Annotated in this window: 12 protein-coding genes; 3 read left to right on the forward strand and 9 right to left on the reverse strand. The window is 31.5% G+C overall.

The window, feature by feature from the left end; translation table 11 throughout:
* Window positions 1–924 (forward strand): Ycf66 family protein, encoded by a 924-nt coding sequence (locus tag HA144_RS00340; RefSeq protein WP_209041429.1) that lies wholly within the window; start codon window positions 1–3, stop codon window positions 922–924.
* Here HA144_RS00340 and HA144_RS00345 read toward each other — a convergent pair whose 3' ends face one another.
* From HA144_RS00345 to def, 5 genes are read right to left on the reverse strand one after another with little or no spacing between them, the layout of a single operon-like run.
* The gene (locus HA144_RS00345; protein ID WP_209041430.1) at window positions 925–1,200 is read right to left on the reverse strand and encodes a chlorophyll a/b-binding protein; all 276 of its coding nucleotides are present in this window, start codon (window positions 1,198–1,200) and stop codon (window positions 925–927) included. It abuts the gene before it with no gap.
* Between the two features lie 8 nt (window positions 1,201–1,208).
* Window positions 1,209–3,191, reverse strand: a complete 1,983-nt coding sequence (locus HA144_RS00350) for an ABC transporter ATP-binding protein/permease (protein WP_209041431.1) — start codon at window positions 3,189–3,191, stop codon at window positions 1,209–1,211.
* A gap of 41 nt (window positions 3,192–3,232) precedes the next feature.
* Complete coding sequence (locus HA144_RS00355) at window positions 3,233–3,511, reverse strand: hypothetical protein (protein WP_209041432.1); 279 nt, start codon at window positions 3,509–3,511, stop codon at window positions 3,233–3,235.
* A gap of 46 nt (window positions 3,512–3,557) precedes the next feature.
* Complete coding sequence (locus HA144_RS00360) at window positions 3,558–3,899, reverse strand: histidine triad nucleotide-binding protein (RefSeq protein ID WP_209041433.1); 342 nt, start codon at window positions 3,897–3,899, stop codon at window positions 3,558–3,560.
* Window positions 3,900–3,903: 4 nt separating this feature from the next.
* Window positions 3,904–4,509 (reverse strand): peptide deformylase, encoded by a 606-nt coding sequence (def, locus tag HA144_RS00365; protein WP_209041434.1) that lies wholly within the window; start codon window positions 4,507–4,509, stop codon window positions 3,904–3,906.
* Between the two features lie 77 nt (window positions 4,510–4,586).
* On the opposite strand from def, the gene HA144_RS00370 reads away from it, so the two are divergent.
* Entirely contained in the window at window positions 4,587–6,512 is a 1,926-nt protein-coding gene (locus tag HA144_RS00370) for an alpha/beta hydrolase family protein (RefSeq protein ID WP_209041435.1), read from the forward strand.
* On the opposite strand, the gene HA144_RS00375 is transcribed toward HA144_RS00370, so the two are convergent.
* The 4 genes from HA144_RS00375 to sufB are packed head-to-tail and all read right to left on the reverse strand — an operon-like array spanning window position 6,509 to window position 11,233.
* Window positions 6,509–7,762, reverse strand: a complete 1,254-nt coding sequence (locus HA144_RS00375) for an aminotransferase class V-fold PLP-dependent enzyme (protein ID WP_209041436.1) — start codon at window positions 7,760–7,762, stop codon at window positions 6,509–6,511. The two genes, HA144_RS00370 and HA144_RS00375, sit on opposite strands and share 4 nt — an antisense overlap.
* Window positions 7,762–8,979, reverse strand: coding sequence for a SufD family Fe-S cluster assembly protein (locus HA144_RS00380; RefSeq protein WP_209041437.1), 1,218 nt, complete (start codon window positions 8,977–8,979; stop codon window positions 7,762–7,764). Before HA144_RS00380 ends, HA144_RS00375 begins: the two co-directional genes overlap by 1 nt.
* Window positions 8,980–8,983: 4 nt before the next feature.
* Entirely contained in the window at window positions 8,984–9,769 is a 786-nt protein-coding gene (sufC, locus tag HA144_RS00385; RefSeq protein ID WP_209041438.1) for a Fe-S cluster assembly ATPase SufC, read from the reverse strand.
* 21 nt (window positions 9,770–9,790) lie between these two features.
* Window positions 9,791–11,233, reverse strand: a complete 1,443-nt coding sequence (sufB, locus tag HA144_RS00390) for a Fe-S cluster assembly protein SufB (protein ID WP_209041439.1) — start codon at window positions 11,231–11,233, stop codon at window positions 9,791–9,793.
* Between the two features lie 96 nt (window positions 11,234–11,329).
* Here sufB and HA144_RS00395 point away from each other — a divergent pair, with 96 nt between their 5' ends.
* Window positions 11,330–11,683: a hypothetical protein gene (locus HA144_RS00395; RefSeq protein WP_209041440.1), complete on the forward strand. Its 354-nt coding sequence runs from the start codon at window positions 11,330–11,332 to the stop codon at window positions 11,681–11,683.
* The last annotated feature ends 140 nt before the right edge of the window (window positions 11,684–11,823 follow it).

The following is an 11,823-nucleotide window of genomic DNA, read 5'->3' on the forward strand; positions in this document are numbered from 1 at the left end:
GTGGTCAATGCTAGTCTCAATTGGGCCAGTATTGTTGGTATTGTCCTCGCTGTTTGTGGAGGAGGCCTTTATTTTCTGAGGTCTTTTAAACCTGCATTAGCAAGAGATTATGATGTTTTCTTCGCAGCCATAGGACTTTTGTGCGGGGGAATATTATTTTTCCAAGGCTGGAGGCTAGATCCCATCCTTCAGTTTGGTCAGTTTTTGTTAGCAGGAACCACAGTTTTTTTTGCATATGAAAGTGTGCGATTGAGGGGAGTTGCTACTGATCAAGCAAGAAGGTCATCTTATTTTGATGATGATCCTATTTCTGATGTTCCTAGAAATTCTAGGGGTAGATTTAATGAAGATTACGATAGGTTTCAGCAGCCTGAAAGACCATCAAGAAGATTTAAACCTCAAGAAGATGAATTTGAAGAAGACTATATGGAGGGGAGATCTCGTAGGAGGAATGTTTCAAGAGCTATACCTTCTGCCGCTGCAAGCAGAAGCAGGCCATCTACAAGAGAAGCAGATCAGTTTGACAATGATGAACCTATAAGGAGAAGAAGAAGACAGACTAGTGCAAGTAATCAATCAGAAGGAAATAACTTTGGTGAGAGACGCAACTTATCTCGCAATGAAGTTAAAACAGGATCAAGACCTAGAATGAATCGGACAGTTTCTAGACAAGATGATATTTCTTCGCCTGCTGATTCTTCTCCATCAAGCAAGAAACCTACAAGATCTCCTATCAGGCAGCAGACTTCAACAGCTCAAGTTGAAGATGCTTCATTCAAAGATACTAAGCAAGTTAAAAAAAATCGTGAGACTCGTAGAGTAAGCTCTTCAGATAGATCAAGTTCAAAAAATCAAAATGGTAGATATACCGTTGGAACAAACAAAAAGAAACCAAGAGATAACAGCTCTAGATTTGATGATTAATTATAAGATTCCTGCCCATTTTAAAAACGATTGTTGACTAAATAATTCAATTAGTATTATCGCTAGGAATCCGATCATTGCAAATCTACCATTAGTTATTTCAGAATAACTACTCCACCCAAATTTGTATTCATCTTCAATATGAATTGATTTTTCATCTAATTCATTGTCTTTAGTTTGTTCATTAATGTAATTTACATCTTCTTGATGTTCTATAAAACTCTCATTACCTAAATTAGTAACTTCTGAGTTAGTTTGTTCTTCTTTAGAATTCATCTTTTTTGCTAATCATTAAAATTATACTTATCAGAAGTCAATAATTTCCAGTCTCCTTGTCCATTTAATTCTAAAATATTTTCATGAAAATCTTTTAAACTAGGTCTATGTCCAACACTAATAAGAGAAAGTTCTCGTTCCTTTAGTAAGCTATATAGTTTTTTTTCAGTGTCAATATCTAAAGCACTTGTTGCTTCATCAAGTACCGCAAATCTTGGAGAATTTAGTAAGAGTCTTGCAAAAGCCAATCTTTGTTGCTCTCCTAGAGAAAGAATTCGTGGCCAATCTTGTTTGATATCAAGATTAGGATACCGATCAACTAAGGTTTTTAAGTTTACTTCATAAAGTACAGAAGTAAGATGTTCATCACTAAATTTCTTAACTTCAGTGGGATAACATAATTGCTCCCTTAAAGAACCAAGTAACATATAAGGTTTTTGAGGTATGAATAATAATTCCCCAATTTTAGGTTTTTTTATGACTCCATGGTCTGGTTCCCATAATCCACTAATCATCCTTAGTAAAGATGTTTTTCCACATCCAGAAGGTCCTACAACCAAAAGTGATTGATTATTTTCGATACTTAAATTTAAATTCTTGATAATTGTTTTATTTGATCCTGGTGGGCAAAGGTCAGCATTGTTAATCAAGATTGAGGGATAATCTGAAACAACGTTTTGATTGCTTGTAGGGCTAATTTGACTAATAGATTCGACTTTTGATTGGAATCCCTCTAATCTGCCTATCCCAGCAGTAAATTTTGCAAGTTCTTCTATTTGATTGACAATGAAAAATAACGAACCTTCGACCATTCCAAATGCAAAGCTTGCCTGAATGAAGCGCCCATAATCAATATCACCTTTAAAGTAAGGAATTGCCATTATTAAATATGGAAAAAAGTTTCCTGCATAATTAATGGATCTTCTCATGACATCAATTATTACTCTCCATATAATGAGTAAATTAAAGTTTCTCACCACTTCTCCTAATCGCCTTTCAGTTTCACTTCGCTCAGGGTTCTCTCCAGAGTAAAAGGCTATTGATTCAGCATTATCCCTAATATGTACCAAGCCATATCGAAAATCTGCTTCGTATCTAAGTTGATCGAAGTCTATTTTTACAAGATTTTTACCGGCTATTAAAAGGATAGAAGTTGCAAATGCAGCGTAACCAAATAAAGAAAAAGTAAGTGTTGTACTTATACTCCATAAAATTAGAATATTAAGTGAAAATGTCAGTAGTGCGTCAAAAATACCTAATGTAAAAGAAAGACTTTGCCCTGTAAATGCTCGGGTATCATCTGTTATTCTTTGATCAGGATTATCGACATCAGTTTGATCTTCATCATTGGGATTTAGTTGGTAATAAGCTTTATTAGTCATATAATCTTTGACTAAACTTTTTGAAAGCCATTCTCTCCAAATTATTCCCAATTTATATGTGAAAAATATTTGAGAAACACGTATTGGTAGAGCAACAGCAAAACAACAAGCGTAAATCCCCAAAATTCGATAAAATCCATCTTCTTGTTTCTCTACCAAAGCATTTGTTAAATCTCTTGCTATAAATCCTATTCCAGCGTTTATTCCGTTTACTGCTAACAGCATTAATACAATTATCGCGAGGAATAACCAGTGTAACCATCTACGGTTTTTTAATTGCCGTCTTAAGCTGAAAAAGCTTCCTGATCCAATTAAAAATAAGCCAGAGAACAGCAATCCCCAGCTACCAGCCCAAATTGAATTGATAGTATCTACTACACCGCCGAAATACTTTTCAAGAAAAACTGGTTGAAAGCTTTCAAAAAAACTGATTATTCCTGTAAGACCAACAAGTACTACTCCGCCAACACAAAATAAAAGAGAGATCAAAAGCCATATGAATTGAAATCCATTACATTGGTCTATTGGGAGAAAAAATGGCTGTGATAACTTCCTTAATTTTTGTAGTTGGTAAAATATTCTGGATTTATTTTTAACGGCTTTATTCATTACTCGACAAGTTTATAAAATAAATTATATCTTTTAGAAGTCTATTGACCAAAGCCAATAAATGAAAGTGCCCAGTCAGGTAAATTTAAGTAACTCAAGATTGTTACGTCAAATTCATGAACTTTTGGAAAAGATTTATCTAATGCCCACCATAGTAGAAAGGGTAGATTAAATAAAATTTGTAATTGCCATTTATAAGTTAAAACCCTCCAAACTTTTATTAACTTAGTTTTGAGTGAATCATCTAACTCTTCCCAATTTTTTGAAATTAAACTCAATAAATTTTTGGATTCTGAATTTAATGAATCTGGTGTATTCATTTTGTTTTTACCTATTTATAACCCATAAACATTTATTTCGAGAGTTTTAACCTGGGGGCCAATTCATTTTTCTTCCAGATAAAAAATGAATATGTAGATGAAACACTGTTTGCCCCGATTCTGCTCCAGTATTAATTACTGTTCTCCAATTAGTTAAATTTTTTAATTTAGCTATTTTGCTACCAACAAAAAGTAAATGCCCCAATAAATTTGCATCTTCTTCAATACACTCTAATAAACTGATAATTGGCTTTTTAGGAATAACTAAAAAATGTATTGGAGCTTGCGCCTGGATATCATTAAAGGCGATACAAAACTCATCTTCATAAAGCTTTTCGCAGGGTATTTCTTCATTAATTATTTTTTGAAAAATTGTAGTTTCAGTCATTAAATTAATTAATAGAAATAACGTCTTTTTCTTTAAACCCTTCTTTTCTAAGTTCTTTGTTTAAATCATCTTTAGATGTAACTCTATCAACAAATAATATTCCATTTAAATGATCCATTTCGTGTTGAATACACCTAGCTAGCAGTCCATCTGCTTTCATTTTACGTGGTCGCCCCATTTCATCTCTGAATTTTAATTTTATAGTTGATGGTCTAACTACATTCAAATAGACACCTGGTATACTCAAGCAGCCTTCTTCATATGAATTAAGGGTTGTTCCATAGTCTGTGATTTCTGGATTAATTAATATTAAAGGTTCTGCTGCTGAATCTTCAAAATTTACATCTATGACAAGAAGCTCTTTGTTAATGCCAATTTGAGGCGCAGCAAGTCCAATTCCTTTAGCAGCATACATGCTTTGAAGCATTTCTTTAGCAAGTTTTCTAATTGATTCATCAACTTTAGTTATTCTTTTTGAATTTTGTCTTAATACATCATCTCCAAGTTTATAAATGTCTAGGGATGGCTTACCTGTTTGTTCTTTTGGAATTTTTTCTGCGTTTCCATTTGTTCTTGACTTTTTTGCAAGTTGTGAAAAATGGTTTGCCACGTTAAAAAAAGTTTTTAGTAAAGAGTTTAGCTATAAAAATACTAGCACTTTAATTTACTTTCTTTATAGTTTTTTAAATGAGTAATGATGATAAGTTAAAAGTTAGGCAAAATTTTTCTAAAAAGAAAGCTTTTAAGGAATTAACAATTATTAGGGATACCATTTTTTGGATTGATATCGTAGCTGAAGGTCAAAATGAAAATGCCATTTTTGCAAGACCATTTAATATCAAAGATGCATTGCCTCAAAAATTAACTAGTAAAAAATATAAAATTAAAAATAATTTTCACGGATATGGTGGAAAATCTTATAAGTGTATAGATTTTAAAAATAATTTTTATTTGATATGGATTGACCAGTTGACAAAGGCAGTATGGTTTCAAATTTTTAAAGAGGTGGCACCAAATGATAGAGCTCAAAATAAGTATCTTGATTCAGTTCAAGAATCTAGACAACTATCTAAATCAATTGAAGGAAATTTCGATTCTTCATTTGTTATTTCTGAAAATTTTTTTTTGTATGGTATTTGCGAAATAAATAATAGAGATTATTTATTTTCTTTAAACCTAAAAAAAACTAAACAAGATATTTATCGAATAAAAAAATTTAAAAATTTCGCTGGAGAATTATCTTCTAATACTTCTGCTAAGTTACTTTCTTGGATTGAATGGGATTCTCCTTATATGCCTTGGGAGAAAAATGATCTGTTTTTTGCTCAAATAGACTTAGATGGAAAGATACAAAAATTAAAAAAATTCAAAAATAAGCTGATCAATGCTAAAAAAAACGTTTCTTTTTTTCAACCCTATTGGATAAGTGAAACAATTTTAGTATGCTCTGAAGATAGCTCTGGATGGTGGAACTTATTGTTTTTAGATGTTAGTGATATCGAGAATATTTATATTAAGAAAAGATTAGAGAGGAATTTGATTGAATATGGAGTACCACAATGGGTCTCGGGAAGAACATTCTTTTCAGGGACTATAAAAAATTTATTTTGTTTAGCAAAAAAAGAAAATAGTTTAATAGTCGAACAATATAAAGATCTTGTATTAATTAAAGAATTTTCTACCCCTTTTACCTCAATAAGTGATTTCAGTGTTTTTCAGAATAAAGTTCTTTTAAAAGGATATGGATCTGATTTTTTTGGAATTGTTCTTGAAATTGATTTTGCAAAAAAAGTTTTATCAAATTTTTCTGAGCAAACATATATTGATCATATAAAAGAATCTTCCAAACCTGAAACATTTTGGTTTAAAGGTTTTGAAGATAAAATCACTCATTCATTTCTTTATAGACCGCTTGTTGATAATTTCAGAAAACCACCACTCCTTGTTAGAGCTCATAGTGGACCAACTTCATTTTTTGATGGATCTTATAATTCTGAAGTTCAATATTGGGCGTCGAAGGGATTTTTTGTTGCTGAAGTCAATTATGGAGGATCATCAGGATTTGGTAAAGCATACAGAGATAGATTGAATCATAAGTGGGGTATTGTTGATTCTTATGATTGCAAAGCACTAGTTCTTGAATTAATAAAATTAGATCTAGTGGATAGTGAGAAAGTGGTAATTTTTGGTAATAGTGCTGGTGGTTTAACTGCCCTTAATTGTTTATTATATGGCTCTATATTTACAGCTGCAATTTGTAAATATCCTGTTATTGATTTGAAGGATATGCATTACAACACGCATAGGTTTGAAAAAGATTATTTAAATTCTTTGGTAGGAAATTATGAAAAAAATCATCATGAATATATAAATAGATCGCCAATAAATCACATTAACAAAATAAAACAACCTATCTTATTGTTCCATGGAAAAAAAGATACAGTTATTTCGTATAAACAAACTTTAAAAATTCAAGAAATTTTGATTCAGAATAATAAATATTCAGAAGTTATGTTTTTTGAAAATGAAGGCCATGGGTTTAAAAATATTGAAAATAAAGAAGTAGTAATGCAAAAATCTCAGGAATTTTTAAAAAAAGCTTTGAATATTTAAGAATTGATTTTTAGAAAATCAATAGTATCTTTTAATTTTTCTATAAATATATCAATTTCTTCCTTATTTGTTGTGAAATTCATGCTAATTCTAGCCGTTGATTTAATTCCAATATATCTGTGAAGAGGTTGACAGCAATGATGCCCACTCCTGATGCAAATTCCTTTTGAATCAAGAATTTCAGCAATATCGTTTGAATGTATATTTTTTATATAAAAGGTGGCAAGTGATGCTCGTTCTGGATCTATCTCTGGGGATGGACCTATAATTTCAACATTTTCTATTTGATTTAATTTTTCAAATAAATATTTAGTAATAGTCTTTTCATATTCATGAATTTCATTCAATCCAATAGCGTTTATATAATTAATAGCTTCCGCTAGACCTATTGCTTCTGCAATGGCTGGAGTTCCAGCTTCGAATTTATGTGGTAGCTCTGCCCAAGTACTTGTCTCTTCAAAAACATCTTGAATCATTTCGCCACCTCCAAAGAGAGGAGGAATTTTTTCTAGGATTTCTTTTCTTGACCAAAGGAATCCAATGCCTGTGGGACCGCAAAGTTTGTGTCCTGATCCGGCTAAAAAATCTATATCAAGATCACTTACATCCAGTTTTTGATGCGCCAAACTTTGACAAGCGTCTATTAATACTAGAGCCCCTTTTTGTTTAGCTAATTTAGTTATCTCTTTAATTGGATTACAGCAACCTAGAGTATTACTAACATGTACGAGGCTCACAAGCTTAGTTCTAGTTGTTAACTTTGATTTAAAATCGTTTATATCTAATTTTCCATTTTTATCTATACCTATGAATTTTAATTTGCATTTATTTTTTGCTGCGACCATTTGCCATGGAACAATATTGCTATGATGCTCCATTATTGATAAGAGAATTTCATCGTTTTCTCTTAATGAAGATTCGCCCCATGATCTAGCGGCGAGATTGATTGCCTCAGTAGCATTTCTTGTGAAAATAATTTCTTTTGCTGAATTCGCTTTTATATATTTGCTGATTAAATATCTTGCATTTTCAAATTCTTCTGTTGCTTTAGCACTTAATTGATGCGCGCCTCTATGTACATTGGCATTAAAGTTTCTATAATATTCATCAATTTTTTTTAAGACTTGTATTGGTTTTTGAGTAGTTGCAGCATGGTCTAAATAAATGATGTGCTCATTACTTTTTAAGTTCTTATTTAAAAGAGGAAAGTCTTTCTTAGTTATTTCAGGAAAATTTTGAATCGTTTCCATTAATTCTCAGTTAAAAGTTTATCAAGCAAATCCCATCTATCTTTTGAAATGGGAATAAATGAAATTACTTCTTGAAAGTAAGAACTTAATTGTAGTTTACTTGCTTCTGGTAATGTGATCCCTCTTGTTCGCATATAAAAAAGTTCTTCTTCATTAAGTTGCGAGACTGTAGCGCCATGTTTGCATTTGACATCATCAGCAATTATTTCTAATTGAGGTTTAGTATCTATTTGTGCGAGATTTGATAAAAGTAAATTTCTACTTAATTGAGAAGCATCAGTTCTCTGGGCAATTTTCGGTACTATTATTGAACCTTCAAATATTGCATGTGATTTATCGTCAGCAAGTGATTTGTTGATTTGATCTAGAAATCCATTTGGACCATTAAAGTCTATTTTTGTATATGTAGAAATTTGTTCATCTTTCTTGGTTATTTGCATACCTTTGATATTGGTTTTAGCGTTTCCTGCAGATTGTTTAATACTAATTTCAAATCTTGCATAATTGAATTTGAAATGTAAGGAACCTAAGTTGTATTCACTATTTTTTTGTTGAATAACATTGAGAGAATTTAATAAATTTGATCTGTTTTCACCGTAAGAAACAACACCATGATTTACGGAACTATTTTCTTCTAATAAAAAAAAAGTTGACTGAGATAATGAAGAGTTTTCTTTCCCAAGATTTACCTGTAATAATTCAATATCGCAATTCTTTTCCAAAAATATTACTAGGGTTTTTGCGTTTAAAGAATGACTTGATGCATGACTAAAAATTTCAATAGGAGGGATTTTTGATCCATTTATTTTTAATCCCAATAAATTCTTTGTAGAACTTAAAGACAGATTTAGTAGGTCACTCCAATTTTCGTTTTGATCAAAACTAGCTATCTGTTCTTTTATATATTTATTTAATTCATACTCACTTAATTGCTGTATTGAATAATTTTCTTTTATTAATTTAATTTGGCAATTCTCACCAATTATTAATCTAATAGTACCTTGAGAATTTTCTGGATAGGGTATATCGAATTTTGGATTTTTTTCATTAACAGAGTAGTTTAAAAAGTTTGAAAATTTTGATTTATTTGAAAGTCTCCATAATTCACTTTTAGGATTAGGGAGGGGATTTGATTGTAATTTATGAAGACAGATTTTTTGTATTTCTGTTTGATTGTCAATTAATTTATTCGTTTTTATTTTTTCAATAATTTCCATTTATTTAAGTATCTTTTACAAAGTTATCAGTCCATTCATAACCTTTTTTTTCAAGCTCTAAAGCAAGATCACTCCCACCAGTTTTTATGATTTGTCCGTCTGCCATAACGTGGACATAAGTTGGTTCAATTTCATCAAGTAATCTTTGGTAGTGAGTAATTAATATAATTCCAGACTGTGCATTAGATATTTTTTTAATTCCTGATGCGACTATTCTAAGAGCATCAATATCTAGTCCAGAATCGGTCTCATCTAATATTGCTATCTTGGGCTCAAGTAAAGCCATTTGCAGGATTTCATTTCTTTTCTTTTCACCTCCGGAAAATCCTTGATTAACACTCCTTGATAGGAATGCATGATCCATTTTCACAAGTTCTAACTTTTCTTTAACTAATTCCTCAAAATCAAAAGTATCCAATTCCTCTTTCTTTAGGAATTTTCTTCTAGCATTCGTTGAAACTCTAAGAAACTCAAGATTACTAACGCCTGGAATTTCTATTGGATATTGGAAACCAAGGAAAATTCCTGATTGAGATCTTTCTTCAGGTTCTAAAGAGTTGATATTTTCACCAGAAAATTTTATATCTCCTTTTGTAATATTATAAGAGGGATGTCCTGCAATGATTTTCGAAAGAGTACTTTTGCCACATCCATTTCTTCCCATGATTGCATGGATTTCTCCAGGATAAACAGTTAGTGAAACCCCCTTCAAAATTGGAAGATTTTCAGTAGATGCAAAGAGATTTTCAACTTCTAATATTGGATCTGACTCTTTCATTTTAGTTTGCATATCAGTTTAGAAATTGATTAATTAACCTACTGATCCCTCTAGTTTAAGTGCCAGTAACTTATCAGCTTCGGCAGCAAATTCCATAGGTAATTGATTAAATACATCTCTGCAAAAACCACTGACCATCATAGATACCGCCTCCTCAAATTCTATACCTCTGCTTTGGAGATAAAAAAGTTGATCTTCAGAGATTCTACATGTGCTTGCTTCATGCTCAATTTCAGAGTTGGGTTGTTGAGATTTGATATAAGGGAATGTATTTGCAGAAGCTTGATCCCCTATTAACATTGAATCACATTGACTGTAATTTCTTGATCCTGCAGCTTTTGTTCCCATTTTGACAAGCCCTCTATAGCTATTGATTGAATTACCTGCACTAATACCTTTGCTAACAATAGTTGATTTGGTTTTGGGGCCAATATGGATCATTTTTGTGCCGGTATCTGCTTGCTGAAGATTATTGGTGAGTGCTACTGAATAAAATTCCCCTACAGATTCTTCCCCTAAAAGGAGACAGCTAGGATATTTCCATGTAATAGCAGACCCTGTTTCAACTTGAGACCAGCTAATTTTACTTCTCTTGCCTAAACATTTTCCTCTCTTGGTGACAAAATTGAAAATTCCGCCAACACCTTCTTCATCACCAGCATACCAATTTTGCACTGTTGAATATTTTATTGAGGCATCGTCTAGGGCTATGAGTTCCACAACTGCGGCATGTAGGGTATTTGTATCAAACATTGGTGCTGTACAGCCTTCTAGATAACTTACAGAACTAGATTCTTCGGCAATTATGAGTGTTCTCTCGAATTGTCCAGAATCTCCACTATTAATTCTGAAGTAAGAAGATAGGTCCATAGGACATGTAACACCTTTTGGGATATAAACAAAAGAACCATCACTAAAAACAGCAGAATTTAGTGCTGCAAAATAATTATCACTGGCTGGGACTACTGTACCTAAATATTTCTCAATTAAATCAGAGTGATTTTTTACTGCTTCACTGATTGAGCAAAATATAACTCCATGTTCAGCCAGTTCCTCTCTAAATGTTGTAGCTATAGAAACACTATCAAAGACAGCATCTACCGCTACATTTGTGAGTTTTTTCTGCTCAGTAAGAGGTATCCCCAATTTGTCGAAAGTCTCAAGAAGTTTGGGATCAACTTCATCTAAACTAGAAATCTTCTCTTTTTGTTTGGGAGCAGAATAATAAATAATATCTTGATAATCGATTTGTTTGTATCCCAATCCTGCCCAATCTGGTTCATCCATCTTTTCCCATTTTTTAAAGGCTTTTAATCTAAAATCAAGGAGATATTTTGGCTCTCCTTTTTTCTGTGAAATTAATTTTATGATGTCTTCATTTAGTCCTTTTGCTATTTTTTCAGTTTCAATATCCGTAACGAAACCATATTTATAAGGCTCTTTTACAACATCTTTAACTAAATTTTCGTTGACCATGTTATCCAAAAATTACCTATTACAATTAGCTTTATATACTTTAACGAAGGATACCCCCAATATTGAGTTTTTTTCCTTTATTAAAACTAAAAATTAATGTCTAATCATCTTGATTCGTTGTCAAACCCCTTAAATATTCAAACAATTAAGGAAATAGATAATCTTGATCTACCTATAATGAAGAAACATCATGTAAGAATACTCGCTCATTGCCTCCAGATTCTAAAAATAATAAATGCAGATGATAGTTTTGAATATCAAAATAAAAATCCCCTGAGGGAATGGTGTGATAATCAATCCAAAAGATTTAATGATAAAAGATTTAGTGATCTTTTGTATGAACAATTAGAATCTACTTCAAAAAAATTAAGTACTTTTTCAAAACAAATAGGTAAAAATATTGAGGATATAGAGATTGATGATCTAGTACTTTTAGTTGAACAATGCTAGTTTATATTCAAATTGATCCCGAAGAAAAAATATAATTTTGTTGAGTCGTTAACAAATTCAGGTAATAAAATTTAAACAAAAAGAAAATTAATTTACATTTTAAAAAACATGGAAATTAATTAAAGTCATTGATACCAATT

Origin of the sequence: Prochlorococcus marinus XMU1404, from assembly GCF_017696175.1 — a bacterium.
GTDB lineage: Bacteria > Cyanobacteriota > Cyanobacteriia > PCC-6307 > Cyanobiaceae > Prochlorococcus_A > Prochlorococcus_A marinus_X.

What these genes read in the sequence shown, in the direction of transcription:
- HA144_RS00370 (WP_209041435.1), top strand. Translation starts at nt 4,587, where the DNA reads ATGAGTAATGATGATAAGTTAAAAGTTAGGCAAAATTTTTCTAAAAAG.
- HA144_RS00355 (WP_209041432.1), bottom strand. Translation starts at nt 3,511, where the DNA reads ATGAATACACCAGATTCATTAAATTCAGAATCCAAAAATTTATTGAGT.
- HA144_RS00345 (WP_209041430.1), bottom strand. Translation starts at nt 1,200, where the DNA reads ATGAATTCTAAAGAAGAACAAACTAACTCAGAAGTTACTAATTTAGGT.
- sufC (WP_209041438.1), bottom strand. Translation starts at nt 9,769, where the DNA reads ATGCAAACTAAAATGAAAGAGTCAGATCCAATATTAGAAGTTGAAAAT.
- HA144_RS00375 (WP_209041436.1), bottom strand. Translation starts at nt 7,762, where the DNA reads ATGGAAACGATTCAAAATTTTCCTGAAATAACTAAGAAAGACTTTCCT.
- sufB (WP_209041439.1), bottom strand. Translation starts at nt 11,233, where the DNA reads ATGGTCAACGAAAATTTAGTTAAAGATGTTGTAAAAGAGCCTTATAAA.
- HA144_RS00350 (WP_209041431.1), bottom strand. Translation starts at nt 3,191, where the DNA reads ATGAATAAAGCCGTTAAAAATAAATCCAGAATATTTTACCAACTACAA.
- HA144_RS00360 (WP_209041433.1), bottom strand. Translation starts at nt 3,899, where the DNA reads ATGACTGAAACTACAATTTTTCAAAAAATAATTAATGAAGAAATACCC.
- HA144_RS00395 (WP_209041440.1), top strand. Translation starts at nt 11,330, where the DNA reads ATGTCTAATCATCTTGATTCGTTGTCAAACCCCTTAAATATTCAAACA.
- HA144_RS00380 (WP_209041437.1), bottom strand. Translation starts at nt 8,979, where the DNA reads ATGGAAATTATTGAAAAAATAAAAACGAATAAATTAATTGACAATCAA.